Below are 16,578 nucleotides of genomic sequence, written 5' to 3' on the forward strand. Positions count from 1 at the left end.
TCTTGACTATGCTGTATCGCTCGACGGACTGCCGCTGTCGTCGTGGCGCTCCCGTGGTGAACCTGGCCCATAGTGCTTCCTTCCATTCCGATGAAAAGATTGCACCATCAAAACCCGGGACCAAACACCTAATCCAGGATACCTTTCGGAAGATAGACCGCCCTATTCTGTCGGGTGATGCGCGAAATAGTAGGTATCGCTCAGGAAAAGATCCCGTTTCTGCGGTGAGGCTCGGAGATTCTGCGCTTCACGATCCAAACCATGCTGAACGTGTTCAGGGGTTAGCTCGCCCTTGGCTACTTCGTCGAGGATGTCATGGAATATGGCTTCATCCATGCGGAGCGAAAAATCGACCCAGTAATAGTCAACATATCCCCAGCGCTGGTCTGATGACAGCTCGGCCTCCAGCAAAACCTTCCCCCAGGAATAGCCCCCGATCCGATCGAGAACATGCTGGAGATCGCGGTAACCTTCCCGCTGGCGCTGTGTGCAGAAATCAATCAGCCAATGAGAGCCTAGAGGATTCTTTGCAGTATCCTCATATCTGGCAGCCTCCTGCGTGCACCGATACAGTGCTTTCTTTGCATCGAATGGCTCGAGCTTCAGCGTGTTGACCGCAGGTTTTTCATGCAGCAACGCCTGCGCATCACGCATGGCGAGGGGGAAAGAGCGCGCGTCCCAATAGGCCTCGATACGCCAGATCAGTATCAGCACGCTGCAAACCAGAGCCCCTGACAAAAGCCAGATGGCTGAACGTCTCGTCCTCATGATGCTGTCAGGCGCATTTTCAGGGGTGTCTCGGATAACCAGTCATGCCTTGGCCCGATCACATGATCCCTGCGTATACAAGGATCGTGCTCGGGTCGCCCTTCGGTAGAAATCAGAGATGCAGGGCCCGGTCGAAAGCCCCCATAGCCGCTTCCTTGAAGGCTTCGGACAGGGTGGGATGAGCGTGGCAGGCCAGAGCAACGTCCTCGGCACTGGCCTTGAAAGTCATGGCCAATGTGGCCTCGGCAATCAGCTCGCCCGCACAGGCCCCCAGAATATGCACACCGAGAATACGGTCTGTCTTGGCGTCTGTCAGAACCTTCACGCCGCCATCTGTCGCCGCAATGGCACGGGCACGGGCGCTGGCCATGAAGGGGAAACTGCCCGTCTTGTAGGCAATGCCCTCCTGCTTGAGCTGTTCCTCGGTCTTGCCCACCATCGCAAATTCCGGCTGGGTATAGATAACCGAAGGAATCGCATCATAGGGAACATGCCCGACGCGCCCTGCCAGTTGCTCGGCAAGCGCCAGACCTTCTTCCTCGGCCTTGTGCGCCAGCATCGGCCCGGCGATGACATCACCAATGGCATAGATGCTGGGGCAGGACGTACGGAAATGCCCGTCAACAGGAATACGACCAGCTTCGTCGGGATCGATCCCGACAGCGCCCAGATCGAGACCCTGCGTGTAGGGTTTGCGACCGATTGCCACCAGAACCACATCGGCCTCCAGCGTCTCGGTTTCTTCCTTCCCAACCTTTTGCAGCGTCAGGGCGAGGCTTTCACTCTCTGTCGCCACTTTGGTCACGCGGGTGGAAAGGCGGAATTTCAGGCCCAGCTTTTCGAGCGAACGCTGGAACTGACGCCCCAGACCACGGTCAAAACCCGGCGCGATATGGTCGCCATATTCGATGACCGTCACTTCACTGCCAAGGCGCTTCCAGACGCTCCCCAGCTCCAGCCCGATCACACCCGCACCGATGACGGCCAGACGCTTCGGCACGTTTTCCAGGCTGAGTGCGCCGGTCGAGGAGACAACGCGCTTCTCGTCAAAGGTCACACCGGGAAGGGCTGCGGGGGCGCTCCCTGTCGCGATCACGATGGATTGCGCCGTCACTGTCTCGCCGTTGATCGTGAGGCTGTGCGGCCCGGTCAGAACAGCCTCGCCCACACGAAAGGTCACGTTGTTCTTACGAAAGAGATATCCGATGCCCTTGACCGTATCACCCACCACGCGCTCCTTGCGGGCCATCATCTGGCCAAGATTGAGCGTTGGCTTGACGTTATCGATGCCGAGCGACGCAAATTCGGTCTCGGCCTCGTGCAGGCGTTCCGAACTGTGCAGCAGTGCCTTGGAGGGAATACACCCGACATTGAGGCATGTGCCGCCCGGCGTCTCGCGACGATCGACGCACAGCACCTTCAGACCACGCTGCGCGGCCTTGAGCGCACAGACGTAACCGCCAGGGCCTGCGCCGATAACGGCCAGATCGAAATCACGGGTTTCGGACATGGCAGCTGCTTTCTCTTCGGACATCGGGATTTTTGGGGCTCGGGCTTTTCAGAGGTGACGGGCTTCAGACATCAAGCAGCAGGCGGCGGGGATCCTCGACATATTGCTTGACGCGCACAAGGAAGCTGACCGCCTCGCGCCCATCGACCATGCGATGATCATAGGACAGGGCCACATACATCATCGGACGGATGACCACCTGACCATCCACGGCAACCGGGCGGTCCTGGATGGCATGCATCCCCAGGATACCCGATTGCGGCGGATTGAGGATCGGGGTGGAGAGCAACGAGCCGAACACGCCGCCATTGGTGATGGAGAATGTGCCGCGTGACAGCTCGTCGAGCTTGAGCGTGCCGGCGCGTGCGCGCGCGCCATAATCGTTGATATGACGCTCCAGCTCAGCAAAGCTCATCTGATCGGCATCATGAAGCACCGGCACAACCAGCCCGCGCTCGCTGCCCACAGCGATGCCCAGATTGACGAAGCGACGATAGATGATCTCGTCACCCTCAATCGTGGCGTTGATGGCCGGGAATTCCTGAAGCGCACGGATACAGGCGCGCGCAAAGATCGACATGAAGCCCAGCTTCACACCATGCTTCTTCTCGAAAACCTCGCGATATTCGGCCCGCAGGGCCTTGGCCGCGCTCATATCCACCTCGTTGAAGGTGGTGAGAATGGCTGCCGTATTCTGCGCATCCTTGAGGCGGCGAGCAATGGTCTGGCGCAGGCGCGTCATGGGTACGCGCTGCTCACGGCTGTCCTGCTCGGTCTTGCCCAGCAGGGTCGCCAGGGCGCTTGCCACTGCCGGTGAGGGGGCCGCCGGGTTATGGGCTGGGGCGGCAGATGCCGTCTGCGCGGAAGCAGGGGCTGCAACGGGTGCAGTCGCGGGCTTCTGCTCCATGTGCGTCAGCACGTCACCCTTGGTCACACGACCATCCAGCCCGGTGCCATGCGTCACGGATGACGGGTCGATATGTTCCTCCGCCATCAGGCGAGAGGCTGCGGGCATGGGTTCACGCTGGGCGGTACCTGCCGCACCTTGCGCCGCCGCAGCAGGCTGGGCCTGCACGGGCTGCGCCGGAGCAGACTGAACCGGGGCAGACTGTACCGGAGACGACTGGCCTGAAGCCGAGGCAGGCGACGGAGCCGGCTTGTCGGCGGGTTTGGCATCGGCCTTGCCATTGGGGTCCAGCGTACCAAGCACGCTGCCAACAGCCACTTCGGCCCCCGAGGCCATAAGGTCATGGCCGAGCACCCCGGCCTGCGGCGCGGGAACCTCGACACTGATCTTGTCGGTTTCGAGCTCGACAACAGGCTCATCGGCAGCCACGGCCTGGCCGGGTTGTTTCAGCCAGCGGGTTATCGTCGCTGATGTGACACTCTCACCCAGAACCGGCACCCTTATCTCGACCGACATCATCTCTCCCTTAGCCCGCTCGGACTTCTGTCGTGCGTCTGTTCGACCCGCCATGCCATGACGGCCTGAGACTGGCGACCATAAACAGGAACAACCGCCATGCCTACTCCGGCACAGCTGTCACATCGTGCTGAAATGGGGATGAATGGCCGGAAATGTCAGGTTCCACCGCCCAGGGGGTCCGTTCCGCCCCCTGATTTCACCCGATTGTGACGCGACAATCCTGCGAGGCGCGGTCTTTCATCCTGCCTGAGGGCTTTGCCTGAACCCGGAACGCGCATGCCCTTGCGGTCAGAGTCTGTGCGTCCGGAAAAAATAACCACGAAACCTGTCCGCCATCTTGTCGCGTTTCCATTTCTGCCCCGACAGGATGGCGCGTATCAAAGGCGGCGCTCATCTGCCTTTCGTCGACGCTACCCCTGATTTTCAAGCATCCCGCTCCCAGAAACCCACGACGCTTTCAAGTCCCAGACCCGAGGTTCGCTGCATCATGGCATCTGACACGCCCCCCAACGCCACCGGCGGTACTTATCTCGGCATTGATCTTGGCACGTCCGGAATCAAGGCCGTTCTGGTCGATACCAACCAGAAGGTGCTGGCTGCCCATACCGAAAAACTCGATGTCAGCCGGCCGCATCCAGGCTGGAGCGAGCAGGACCCCGAGGACTGGTACGAAGCCACCCTGCGCGCGCTTGATGCGCTTCATGCCAGCCATCCGCATGAACTGGCCGAACTCCACGGCATAGGCCTGTCGGGGCAACAACATGGTGCCGTGCTCATGGGTGCACAGGGCGAGGTCTTGCGCCCCTGCCTTCTGTGGAACGACACCCGAGCCGAGTCGGAATGCTCGTTGTTCGAGCATCGCTTCCCGCTTTGTCGTCAGATTACCGGCAATATCGCCATGCCGGGATTCACCGCCCCCAAGGTCATGTGGGTGGCCCGTCACGAGCCTGAGATCTTTGCGAAGGTAACGCATGTCGTCCTCCCCAAGGCGTGGCTCAGGTTTCGTCTCACAGGTGCATTGATCGACGATATGTCCGATGCTTCCGGCTCTCTCTGGCTCGATACCGGGCGGCGCCTGTGGTCCGACGCAGCCCTTGAAGCCTCCGGGCTGCGTCTCGCCGCCATGCCCGCGCTTTGTGAGGGAACGGCGCCTGCCGGTCGGCTCGATGCGTCACTCGCCGCACGCTGGGGCATGAAAGAGGCACCGGTCTTCGCGGGTGGCGCAGGGGATAATGCTGCGGGCGCTGTCGGACTTGGGGCCATTCACACGGGTGACGCCTTTCTTTCCCTGGGCACATCGGGGGTAATCTGGGTCACGACCGACAGCTTCCATCCGGGCGGCAACCACGCCATTCACTCCTTCTGCCATGCTGTCCCCGATCAGTGGCATCAGATGGGTGTCACACTCTCGGCAGCGGCTTCGCTTGCCTGGTGGTCGCGTGTCACCGGCCTTGATGAAAAGACCCTCCTTGCCGAATTGCCCGATGCCCCGCTTGCCCCCTCGCCCGTTTTGTTTGCCCCGTATCTGTCGGGCGAACGCACGCCGCATAATGACGGCACGGTACGCGGCGGATTTGTCGGGCTTACGCAGGACACGACACGCGCCCAGATGACGCAGGCCGTGCTCGAAGGCGTCGCTTTCTCGTTTCGCGACGCATTGGAGGGACTCGCCGAGTCCGGCACCGTGATCACTGAAGCGGATGTGATTGGCGGAGGGTCGCGCAGCCCGCTCTGGACCGCCATTCTCGCCAGCGTTCTGGGGGTCAGGCTGCATCGTCTGGCCAATGGCGAGCAGGGCGGCGCGTTCGGCGCAGCACGGCTCGCCCGCATTGCCGTTACGGGCGAGGATGTCGCCAGTGTCTGCCTGCCGCCAGAGCGCGTGGCAACCATCACGCCGGATGAAACGCTGAGTGGCCCCTATCGTGCAGCCTACGCACGGTACAGAGCGCTTTATCCGGCTCTCAAATCCATTCCCTGATCATCCCACGCCGGAACGGGCGAGCGCCGGCGACGGCTCGAATATGTTCCTCAGGGCTCGGCCGGACAGACCCGGCCGATAAATCGCTGTAACACGGCAAGCCCACCGCTCTCGATCAGGGTGGAATGGCTGCCCTGTTGCGTCGTCCAGATCTGTTTCGGCTCGGGGGCGGCCTCGAATACTGCGAGGCTCTGGGCCGGTGGCACCGTATGATCCTGCAATGTGCGCATCACCAGCAGCGGCATTTTCAATGCGGGAATACGGCCAAGCGTATCGAAGCGGCTGCGCAGGAGAAGCCGGACAGGCATGTAGGGATAACGTGAGGCGGCCACATCCACGATGCTCGTATAGGGTGCATCCAGAACCAGCCCGGCTGCCGGGAAAGCCAGGGCCGTGCGCAGGGCCACATTCGTGCCCAGGGACTCCCCATACAGAATGATCTGTCTCGGCTCGATGCCCTGCTCGCGCAGGAACGCCATTCCGGCAGCGGCATCCATCATCAGACCCGCTTCTCCCGGCTTGCCGGGATTACCACCATAACCGCGATACTCAACAGCCAGAAGCCCGGTGTTTCCTTGCGCCATAAGGGCCAGACGGCGCGCCCGGCTGGCAATCGTCCCGGCATTGCCGTGCAGATACATGATGACCGGCCCCTGCCCGACCGGCGGCCGGTAATAGGCTGAAAGCGCCAGCCCATCCTGCGTGTGCAGGGTGACGCGGCGCGCGCCGTCGATCAGATCGTCGGGGCTGGCGAGGGGGGTGGTGTCGGCTGGGAAAACCAGACTGTCCTGACGCAGGTACAGAAACGCCCCCATGACGAGATAGGCAAGAATGACGAGACCGACAAAAAGGGAGAGATATCTGATCAAATCAAGGGTCTCGGAACCAATACGACGATACAAGCGTAAGCAGGGAAATGTGACCTGCCCATCCCCAGATTGTCGAGAGCCGGATCGATGAAATATTTATGGCCCGTACCCGTTTTTCTGGCTTTCCTCTCTACTGCCGTGATGGTGCAGGCTGCCGACAAGGCTCCCCCCAAGCCGCTACGCAGCTATCAGCATCTCTGGACGGATGATAATGGCGTGAGCCACATCGCCCGTTGCCCGGTGTCGAATTTCTTTCTGAAAAGCATGTCGCCGCCTGCCGGACCTCAATGGCAAGACCCCATGGAGCCCCAGACGGCAACCGTGATGATGACCGTGCAGCCGCAGCACTGGAATGGCGCATGGCACCCCGACCCCAAGCCGCAATGGATTATCCCGCTCAAGGGGCGCTGGTGGGTGCGCGCCATGGATGGCACGCGCGTCGAAATGGGACCGGGCGATATTCTTTTCGGTGAGGACCAGAATGTGCGCCCCATGGAAAGCGGCCCCTACAAGGGCAAGAAAGGCCATGACGCCGGCAATGTGGGTGATGATGAAGTAACGCTTCTTGTCATTCAGTCGGCTAACCCACCCGAGCGCAACAAGCCTTGCCGCTACCACTGAGGGCCCTGCCCCTTCGTCACATCCGGCCTTATGCCCTGCACGCTGCGATCGGGCGGGATCGCGCAAGGGCCATGAACTGTGTCATGATCACGCCATGACCAGACGTGTGATCACCTCTATCGATGTTGCCCGTCATGCCGGGGTTTCCCAATCGGCCGTCTCCCGCGCCTTTTCCACGACGGCCAGCATCTCGCCGGCCATGCGTGAACGCGTTTTCAAGGCGGCGGAAGAGCTCAACTACAAGCCCAACCGCATACCGGCCATCATGCTGACTGGCCGTTCGGGCATGATCGGCGTCATCGTCGGCGGGCTTGGCAATCCCCTTTACGGTTATGCTCTTGAGAAGCTCTCTGCAGGCATCAGGGAGGCTGGTTTTCAGGTCCTTCTGGTTCAGGTCATTGATGACGTGACGCTCGATGCTGCCCTCGACCAGCTTGCAAGCTATCGCGTGGACGCCCTTATCACGGCGCTGGCAATCGGCGCCGAAGAGACGGTTCAGGCCATCTCGGCCCTGAATATTCCGGTCATCTGCTTCAACTCGGCGCTGACGGGGCCCGGAATCTCGTCGGTGCAATCCAGCAACATGAAATCCGGCCATCACGCGGCCACGCTTATGCATAGTCTCAAGGTGAGACATCCCGTCTGGCTGGCTGGCCCTGTCCAGAATGCTGCATCCCGCGCGCGCGAAGCCGGGTTCATGCAGGGATGCGCCGAACACGCGCTTGAGGTCACCAGAATTCAGGGTGCCGATGACTATCAATCGGGGTTTGACGCCATGTCAGCCGCCCTCGCACAGGGCCATCGCCCTGACGGGGTGTTTGCCAGTAATGACCTCATGGGGTGCGGCGCACTGGATGCCATAAGGCAACACACCGATCTGCGTTGCCCGGAGGATGTCGTGGTGATTGGCTACGACAATATCCCGCAGGCCGCATGGCAGGCCTATCAGCTCAGCAGCTTCGACCAACGCCCCGATGCGCTCGTTACCGCAGCTCTGGACATTCTCGCCCGGTCCTTCTCCACCCCGGATGAGCGTCTGTCCGAACGTCATGAGATCGAAGCGGAGCTCGTGCTCAGGCGCAGCACCGGACGGGTGTAATTCATCCTGTAACACTTGAATCCTGCAACCATCTTTTCTTCTGGCGTTAGTTTGCATAGCTATGCATTTTAGGTCGGGACGAGAGGCTCTGTACTCCCGTCCGGCCGCTCCAGGAGATTGCCTCATGACAGACCGTTCCTTCCGTTCGATCCTGACCGGATCCTTTTCCACTCCCTGCGCCAAGAACCCCACCGTCGCGATGATGGAAGCGGGTTATGCCAAGGCCGGTATCGACGCCCGCTACATCAATTGCGATGTCAAACCGGAAAATCTGGCTGCCGCCATTGCTGGTGCAAAAGCGATGGAGTGGGCGGGATTCAACTGCTCCATCCCTCACAAGATTGCCGTGATCGACCATCTCGATAATCTGGCTGAATCAGCCAAAATCATCGGCGCCGTGAATTGCGTGCAGATCCGTGACGGCAAACTGACCGGCAACAACACGGATGGAAAAGGCTTTCTGGCTTCCCTGCGCAAGGTAACAGCACCTGAGGGCAAGACCATCGTCATTCTGGGTGCTGGAGGGGCCGCGCGGGCCATTGCGGTGGAACTGGCCCTCGCCGGTGCCGCCAGAATCACCATCGCCAATCGCAGCCCCGACAAGGCTCAGGCTATTGCCCGGCTTCTGACCGAAAACAGCGATATCGAGGCCCATGCCATGACATGGGAGGGCGAGTTCGTCGTTCCTGAAGGCACGGATGTGCTGATCAACGCGACCTCCATCGGTCTGGGCGATGCTGAGGCAATACCCGCCGTCAAGGTTTCGAGCCTTGGTCATGCTTCCATCGTGGCCGATGTCATTCCCAACCCGCCCATGACAAAGCTGCTGCGCGAAGCAAAGGCACAGGGCTGCCAGACGCTCGACGGCCTCGGCATGCTGGTCAATCAGGGCATCATCGGGGCGGAACTCGTGCTTGATGCAAAGCTCTCGCCAGACATCATGGAAAAGACGCTCGCCACTCTGTTCGGGGCGCAGGACTGACCCCAAACGTCGATGAAGCCAAGAGAGCGCCATGCTGACATGGCGCCTCTCAGGCTCCTGGCACCACACGCAACGCGCACCCGTCGAGGAGCAGGATGATGACTGACTCACATGACGCGCAGCCGCCATCGCACCCCGAGACTGTCGAAGTGGCCCTGCGGCGCCTTGAAAAAGCGCCCGACCAGCGTGACCACGCGCATCGTATGGTGGCCCTTGCGGCAGCCATTGCTGCCATTGGCGGACTGCTTTTCGGCTACGATACCGGCATCATCGCTTCAGCGCTGATCTATATCACCCATAGTTTCAGCCTCGACAGCACGGGACAACAGGGCATCGCCGCTGCACTCAATCTGGGTGCCGTGTTCGGGGCAGTCATGAGCGGCCCGCTCTCGGACAGGATCGGCCGTCGCCCTTCGGTGGTAAGTGCCGCACTGGTCTTTATCCTTGCCTCGCTGGGCTGTGCGCTCTCACCGGATGAAACATGGCTGATTGTCGCGCGCTTCGCGCTGGGCTGGGCCATAGGCGCCACAACACAGATCGTCCCCGTCTATGTGGCTGAACTGGCCCCGGCCGAGCGTCGTGGCGGGCTGGTTTCACTCTTCCAGCTTGTCTTCTCGCTTGGGCTGCTCGTCGCATTCTTCACAGGATATTTTCTCGCCGGAGCTGCCGATTGCTGGCGCCTGATGTTCGGGCTTGGTGTCATCCCTGCGATCTTGCTGGCTCTGGGCATGATGTTTCTGCCCGAAAGCCCGCGCTGGCTGCTCGAACATGAGCGCGAGGCGCAGGCTGTGGCGGTGCTCTATCGCCTGCGCGGTCATCACGAACCCATCCGTCAGGAGCTTGACGCCTTGCGTGATGCACAGGCGAAATCCGCCGATATACCCGGCTGGTCGGCCCTGCGCGCACGCTGGCTCCGCCCGGCGCTGATTGCTGCCATCGGGCTTGCTGCCCTGTCACAGCTCTCGGGCCCGAATGTGATTGTCTATTACGCGCCCATCATTCTTTCCGAAGCCGGGCTGGGCCATGCGGCCTCGCTTCTCACCTCGGTCGGCGTGGGGGTCACATCGACAATAACCACCCTCATGGGGATCATGCTGATCGACCGTGTCGGCAGACGACGCATGCTGCTCGTCATGCTTCCTTTTGCTGCCCTCGCCCTGTTCGGGCTTGGGGCCTTGTTTCTTGACCACGCGCCCCTTGGCGGAACACGGCTCGTCCTCGTCATTATTGCGCTGCTGGCCTATATCTTCTTCAATTTCGGCTCGCTCTCCGTCGCGGTCTGGCTGATCGCCTCCGAGGTTTTTCCGCTGATCATACGCAGCAAGGCCATGGGGCTCGCCAGCGCCACGGTCTGGCTGTCTGACACGCTGGTCTCGCTGTTCACCCTGTCACTGGTTCACGATCTGGGGCGCAGTGGCACATTCTGGCTTTTCGGCGCCATCAACGCCCTCGCTTTTCTGTTCGTCCTGCGCTTTGTGCCCGAGACGAAAGGCACCACGCTCGAGGCTATCGAGACCCGTTTGCGTGAGGGACATTTCCGCCCCTGATACGCTTCCTGACCCGAAGCGAGGGACCTGTAGCTCAGACGGATTTCTGGCGTTTTTCGGCAGCGCGACGCCAAAAATTACACAGCACCATGCCCGTAATGCCAGCCAGCATACCGAACGCCGTGGAGCTGAGCCGCGTTGGCGGCAGCAGTGCCATCAGGATACCGCTCGACCCGCCAATGGCGAACGCCATCGTGCCCAGCAACGCCGAGGCCGCCCCCGCCTGATGCCCATGATGAGTGAGCGCCAGTACGTTGGCGTTGGGACCAATGAAGCCAAGCGTGAAGGTTGTGGTGATAATCAGCGCGCAAAGCGGCCAGGGGTCGCTTTGCCCCACGATATGACTGGCGCTGACCGCCAGCAGGATCAGCCCTGACACGAGGCAGGCCACAAGCCCTGCCTGCATGACCGTCGTGAATTCGTAACGATGCGACAGACGCCCGTTGATCTGCGTTGCCAGAATGAACCCGCCAGCATTGATGCCAAAGAAAATGGCAAAGGCGCGAGGCGTAAAACCAAGCAGATGCTCGAAAAGGAGCGGCGCGTTGGAAAGATAGGCAAACATCACGAAAGTGCTGAAGCTCGACAGGGCGGCCGAGGACATGAACACAGGCTCACGCACCAGACTGACATAACGGCGCAGAATCTCGACCGGCGGCAGGGCATAACGCCGCTCGGGCGGGAGTGTCTCGGGCATGACGGTCAGCCAGAGCCCGGCCAGCAAGGCAGCGGCGACGGCACCCGCCCAGAAAATCAGGCGCCAGCTTCCGAAAGCGAGAAAGATACTGCCCAGCGTGGGCGCAAGAATAGGCCCGACGCCGAAGACAAGGGTAAGCTGCGACATCAGGCGCACAGCCTCATGCCCGGTTGCCACATCGCGCACGATGGCACGCGGGATGACGCTCGTGATGGCGCCGCCCAGAGCGGCAACCAGCCGCAGAAGACAGAACGACCAGTAGGAACTGGTTGTCGCCAGCGCGATGGTCGCGGCCACATAGATGGCCAGACCCACCACCATGGGCTTGTGTCGGCCAAAGCGATCGGACAGCGGCCCCAGGCAGAACTGCCCGATGGCGAGCCCGATGAACCATGCTGCCAGCGTAAGCTGCGCAGAGCCTGGCCCCTGCCCCAGATCCTGTTCCAGCTGGGGAAAGGCTGGCAGATACATATCGGTCGAGATCGGACCGATCGTACTGACAAGCCCGAGCAGGATGATCTGCCCGGTGGAAAAACGTATGGCGGGTTGGGTCGATGAGGTCAGCACGGGAAAACCGGGTCCAATCAGTCTTGGCCATCGAGACACGAATACGAACCAAAGGCGCATGGCGCGCCCTGGCCATCACCCGGAAGGAGGGCTGAGCCCGGTTTCTCAGGGGGAGTCGTGTCTGTCAGACATAGAGACCTCTTCTCCTCCTCCCCTGCCAGAAAGGCAACCAGCCTTTTTGCCCATACGCCCTGTGCCGCCTGCATATAACAGGTTTGTGTGGCTGCCTTGTTCTGCTGCGGAGCTTGACCAGCCCCAACCCCGAGGATCGAGCCCCCTCACTGACGCGACCCCGATCGGGGAACCCTCACGGACAAGCGCTCCATGTCGTGACAGGCGACCTCTGTCCTGTTCCTGCGATCTGGCTCGCACATACGAAAAGAGTGCATTTTTTATTTATATTCGTCTCGCTTTTAAGAAATATTACAATAAACCACCAACTATCTCATGATTCGATATATCACATATAGACGAGCCAACGATGAAATCGCTGATACGTTCTATTCTGACGTTCATCATGATCATGACCGGAGCATCCGGTTATGCGCGGGCCAATGCCCTGCCCCACTGCACCAGTCCTCGGGAAGTGGTGTCAGGCACCTGACTGACCATCAATCGCGCCAAAGGATATTTCGACTGGCAAAGAACGCGTGAGGTATTCAGGTTTCACCCGGTGTTCCACCTCGATTTCGTCTTCTGCATTCCTGATATCGTCTCATTCAATACCGGTGTGTTCGCAACACGTGACCGCCAGCTCTTCGAACTCAGTCCACGGGGTTTGAAGCATTAAGGAACTGACAGGGCCTGCGACCCCGCATTTGACGATCAGGGTGAAACCAGACGTTGCAACGAATACTCGGTAACAGCCGATATCTAAGGCAAGCGCGATGTCGATCATGCTGTCATCTTCATCGAGAACCATCGCCCGCCCCGGCAACGCATTGAGCTCATCATCTCCAGAACCAGAGCCATACGAAGCTTCGCGTTTCTCCCCTCCCCCGATGCGCCCGGTTGTCTCGTCAGTCTGATGATCGATGGGCGCACCGGCCATGATTTCATCACGGCTGACATCTGGCTGCTGTCAGAACAGCCATGGTCAGAAGCACGGTCAAGGCCAGCTCAGACACCATAGAGGAGGCGAGCCGCCCCCCTTTCCAGTACGCGAGCTTTATCCCGTGCCCGGTTTGGGCTACGCCCTGCACAAAGAGAGTTCGCACAGGATAAGAGATCACATGCGCATAGCGATGATTGGCGGCGGTTATGTCGGACTGGTTTCCGGCGCCTGCTTTGCTGAGTTCGGCACCGAGGTCGTGATTGTCGAAGCGGATCAGGACAAGCTGGCCGCGCTCCGCGCCGGGTCCATTCCCATCTACGAACCTGGTCTCGACAAGATTGTCTCGGCCAATGTCGCAGCCGGTCGCCTCAGCTTTACCGATGATTTCGCCACCGCCATTGCGCAGGTCGAGGCTGTCTTCATTGCCGTGGGTACACCGACACGGCGCGGCGATGGCCATGCTGATCTGACCTATGTGTATGAGGCCACGCGCCAGATTGCCCGTCATGCCCGTACGGGTCTGCTGGTTGTGACGAAATCGACCGTGCCAGTGGGCACAGGGCGTGAAGTCGCCCGCATCCTGCGTGAGGAACGCCCCGAACTGACCTTCAGCGTAGCCTCGAACCCGGAATTCCTGCGTGAAGGCAATGCGATCGGGGACTTCATGCGCCCTGATCGCGTCATCATCGGCATTGACGACACCGGCGCCGACAAGGGCGAAACTGCCAGCGCCCTCATGCGACAGCTCTATCGCCCGCTCTATCTGATCGAGACGCCCATCGTCATGACCGGTCTTGAGACGGCCGAACTGACGAAATACGCTGCCAATGCCTTCCTTGCCATGAAGGTGACCTTCATCAACGAAATGGCCGATCTTTGCGAAAAAGTCGGTGGCAATGTTCATGACGTAGCGCGCGGTATGGGCCTCGACCAGCGCATCGGCCGTAAATTTCTCCATGCGGGGCCGGGCTATGGCGGCTCCTGCTTCCCCAAGGACACACGCGCCCTGACCGCCATTGCCCGTGATGCCGGGGCGCCCTCCCTTCTGGTCGAGGCCACGGTCTCCATCAACGAGTCCCGCAAATCGGCCATGGCCGAACGCGTGATCGCCCTGTGTGGAGGCACGGTCAAAGGCAAGACGGTGGCCGTTCTCGGTCTGACCTTCAAACCCGACACCGATGACATGCGCGAGGCCTCTTCCCTTCCGCTCATTCATCGCCTCGTGGAAGAAGGTGCCATCGTTCAGGCTTTCGATCCGGAAGGCATGAAACCGGCCCGCCCCCTCCTGCCAGAGAGCGTGATCTACGCAAATTCTGCCCAGGAGGCCGCAACGGATGCCGATGCGCTGATCGTCCTGACCGAATGGAACGAATTCCGCGCCATCCCGCCCGCCAAGCTCAAAGCCGCGATGCGCGGCAGGGTGATTGCCGATTTCCGCAATATCTGGGACCCCGCCACCCTGCGCGACGCAGGGTTCACCTACCGCTCCATCGGTCGCCCCTGAGCGATCCCGCCCATGAATACGGTGAAGTCAGTTCCCTGACGTCACCGCACCTGGGTCGATCCGGTTTCTGTACCCATGTCCCTGACGCGGTACGGGCCGGAGTCAGGCATGGCAGGGGCAACGCCCCCAGCCATGCATAAGTAAAATGGTTCAGATTGCGCGTTTGGCCATAGCAGCGGCACGGGCTGCCGCCTTCTCTTCATCGGTCCAGATCTTGCGCTCGCGTATTTTCGGCACCTTGATCTGCTTGACCGGGCCGCCGCCCAGCACCGGCGCCCGTGCCGTGGAATGGCGTGCTTTCTCGCAATGCCATTCGTGATTTTCATGCACTGTCAGCGTGCGTCCGATCGTGCGCTCCACATCGTGCAACCAGGCGCGCTGCTCGGCATCGCACAGGGTGATGGCCCGCCCGCTCCGTCCCGCACGGCCCGTACGGCCAATACGATGGACATACGCCTCAGGCAGGCTGGGCAGATCGTGATTGACCACATGCGTCACCGTATCGACGTCGATACCGCGTGCGGCAATATCCGTGGCGACAAGAACCCGTGCACGGCCTTCGCGGAATGCTTTGAGCGCCCGTTCGCGCTGACCCTGCGACTTGTTGCCGTGCAGGGCTTCAGCCGTGATGCCCGCTTCGGTAATATGAGAGCAGACCTCATTGGCGATGTTCTTCTGAAGCGTGAACACGACAGCCTGCCCGACATCGGGGGCGCTGAGAAGCGATAGCAGGGCCGCCTTCTTGTGCTCTGCATCGAGAAACATGACTGTCTGCTCGATACGATCCACAGTGGTGGAAGGCGGGGCAATTTCCACCTTCGCCGGATCGCGCAGCAGGCTGTCTACCAGTGCCGCAATGGATTTCGGCATGGTTGCGGAAAAGAGGACCGTATGGCGCTCAGCCGGCGTTGCAGCAACGATCTGCTCGATAGGCTTGGCAAAGCCCATATCGAGCATCTGGTCTGCCTCATCCAGCACCAGGGCTTCGAGAGTGGACAGGTCGCAAAGCCCCTGCTCGATCAGATCCAGCAAACGACCCGGCGCCGCGACGAGAATATCGACGCCTTCCTTCAGCGCATTGACCTGATGAAACTGGCTGACACCCCCAAAGATTGTGGTCACGCTGAAATCCAGATGGCGGCCAAATGCCTCAAACCCATCGGCAATCTGGCTGACCAGTTCACGCGTAGGCGCCAGCACAAGAACACGGGCACCGTTTTTCGGCGCGGGACGTGGGTCAGCAGCAAGGCGATGAAGCAGGGGCAGCGCGAAGGAAGCGGTCTTGCCCGTTCCCGTCTGGGCCATGCCAAGAAGATCTCGGCCTTGCAGCAGCAGGGGTATGGATTGCGCCTGGATCGGCGTGGGCGTCTTGTAGCCAGCCTCGGCCAACGCCTTGAGAATAGCGGGCGCGAGGGCCAGTTCGTCGAATGTCATGGTCAAGATAGAGCAGCGCCTCCGGCGCACAAATTGGTTGCGCCTTGGCGGGCATTTAGACTGTGGAAGTGCTCTTTTGCGGGCGAATGGTCGTCGCGTCAACGCAATCGCGCATTCATGTCCTTATGGTCATCCATTGTGGCAAAACGGACGCGTTTCACGCTTGTTCTGCCCCTCGCACGATGCCCGGATCACACTCTCCAAGGAAAAGCGCCGGAGTAATACAGCCGATCCAGCAGGGCATTTACACCCCTTGAGGCGACAACAATGCCGAACTCGGGGCAACAGCTTATCCCTGCCACCTGTCAGAAAAGCAGCGCGGTACACACCCCGACTATATCACCCCTGAAAAAACCCCCTGTCAGCGTGCAGGCTCGCACATCTTCCGAGCGTCGATCGCACCAACATACGGAGGCAATTTCTCCCAACTTATGGTGGTTTACACCATATCAAAATGAACAAAGGCGGACACCCCTCAGGGATAATAACTTTGGCATGTTTTTTGCATGATTAAGATCATGC

The 16,578-nt window shown here is 60.4% G+C and carries 13 protein-coding genes; 6 read left to right on the forward strand and 7 right to left on the reverse strand.

The genetic code is table 11. The features are described 5' to 3' along the window. Window positions 1–162: 162 nt before the first annotated feature. The 3 genes from F3J08_RS13130 to odhB form a co-directional block, all read right to left on the reverse strand. On the reverse strand, window positions 163–768 hold the full coding sequence (locus tag F3J08_RS13130; protein WP_166930545.1) for a hypothetical protein: 606 nt from the start codon (window positions 766–768) through the stop codon (window positions 163–165). A gap of 112 nt (window positions 769–880) precedes the next feature. Next, window positions 881–2,278 carry a dihydrolipoyl dehydrogenase gene (gene lpdA / locus F3J08_RS13135; protein WP_166930547.1) on the reverse strand — a complete coding sequence of 466 codons (1,398 nt, stop codon included), beginning with the start codon at window positions 2,276–2,278 and terminating at the stop codon, window positions 881–883. A 64-nt stretch (window positions 2,279–2,342) separates the two neighbouring features. Continuing rightward, window positions 2,343–3,701, reverse strand: a complete 1,359-nt coding sequence (gene odhB / locus F3J08_RS13140; RefSeq protein WP_166930631.1) for a 2-oxoglutarate dehydrogenase complex dihydrolipoyllysine-residue succinyltransferase — start codon at window positions 3,699–3,701, stop codon at window positions 2,343–2,345. Window positions 3,702–4,191: 490 nt separating this feature from the next. Between odhB and xylB the strand changes: the two genes are divergently transcribed. Beyond that, a complete protein-coding gene (gene xylB / locus F3J08_RS13145) occupies window positions 4,192–5,682 on the forward strand; it encodes a xylulokinase (protein WP_166930549.1) in 1,491 nt (496 codons plus the stop codon). Window positions 5,683–5,732: 50 nt separating this feature from the next. On the opposite strand, the gene F3J08_RS13150 is transcribed toward xylB, so the two are convergent. Beyond that, window positions 5,733–6,551 carry an alpha/beta hydrolase gene (locus F3J08_RS13150; protein WP_166930551.1) on the reverse strand — a complete coding sequence of 273 codons (819 nt, stop codon included), beginning with the start codon at window positions 6,549–6,551 and terminating at the stop codon, window positions 5,733–5,735. A gap of 141 nt (window positions 6,552–6,692) precedes the next feature. Between F3J08_RS13150 and F3J08_RS13155 the strand changes: the two genes are divergently transcribed. The 4 genes from F3J08_RS13155 (at window position 6,693) to F3J08_RS13170 (ending at window position 10,800) form a co-directional block, all read left to right on the forward strand. Next, a complete protein-coding gene (locus F3J08_RS13155) occupies window positions 6,693–7,172 on the forward strand; it encodes a cupin domain-containing protein (protein ID WP_240149355.1) in 480 nt (159 codons plus the stop codon). Between the two features lie 94 nt (window positions 7,173–7,266). Continuing rightward, complete coding sequence (locus tag F3J08_RS13160) at window positions 7,267–8,271, forward strand: LacI family DNA-binding transcriptional regulator (RefSeq protein WP_166930553.1); 1,005 nt, start codon at window positions 7,267–7,269, stop codon at window positions 8,269–8,271. 124 nt (window positions 8,272–8,395) lie between these two features. After that, window positions 8,396–9,253, forward strand: a complete 858-nt coding sequence (gene aroE, locus F3J08_RS13165; protein WP_166930555.1) for a shikimate dehydrogenase — start codon at window positions 8,396–8,398, stop codon at window positions 9,251–9,253. Between the two features lie 98 nt (window positions 9,254–9,351). Continuing rightward, window positions 9,352–10,800 (forward strand): sugar porter family MFS transporter, encoded by a 1,449-nt coding sequence (locus tag F3J08_RS13170; protein ID WP_166930633.1) that lies wholly within the window; start codon window positions 9,352–9,354, stop codon window positions 10,798–10,800. A gap of 34 nt (window positions 10,801–10,834) precedes the next feature. On the opposite strand, the gene F3J08_RS13175 is transcribed toward F3J08_RS13170, so the two are convergent. Continuing rightward, a complete protein-coding gene (locus F3J08_RS13175) occupies window positions 10,835–12,124 on the reverse strand; it encodes a multidrug effflux MFS transporter (protein WP_122038570.1) in 1,290 nt (429 codons plus the stop codon). Between the two features lie 655 nt (window positions 12,125–12,779). Beyond that, complete coding sequence (locus tag F3J08_RS13180) at window positions 12,780–13,115, reverse strand: hypothetical protein (protein ID WP_166930557.1); 336 nt, start codon at window positions 13,113–13,115, stop codon at window positions 12,780–12,782. Between the two features lie 181 nt (window positions 13,116–13,296). On the opposite strand from F3J08_RS13180, the gene F3J08_RS13185 reads away from it, so the two are divergent. After that, window positions 13,297–14,622, forward strand: coding sequence for a UDP-glucose/GDP-mannose dehydrogenase family protein (locus tag F3J08_RS13185; protein WP_205207014.1), 1,326 nt, complete (start codon window positions 13,297–13,299; stop codon window positions 14,620–14,622). Window positions 14,623–14,772: 150 nt separating this feature from the next. Here the strand turns inward: F3J08_RS13185 and F3J08_RS13190 are convergent, their stop codons facing one another. Then, entirely contained in the window at window positions 14,773–16,056 is a 1,284-nt protein-coding gene (locus F3J08_RS13190; protein ID WP_205207020.1) for a DEAD/DEAH box helicase, read from the reverse strand. Window positions 16,057–16,578: the final 522 nt, after the last annotated feature.

Origin of the sequence: Asaia sp. As-1742 (assembly GCF_011753235.1) — a bacterium.
GTDB lineage: Bacteria > Pseudomonadota > Alphaproteobacteria > Acetobacterales > Acetobacteraceae > Asaia > Asaia bogorensis_B.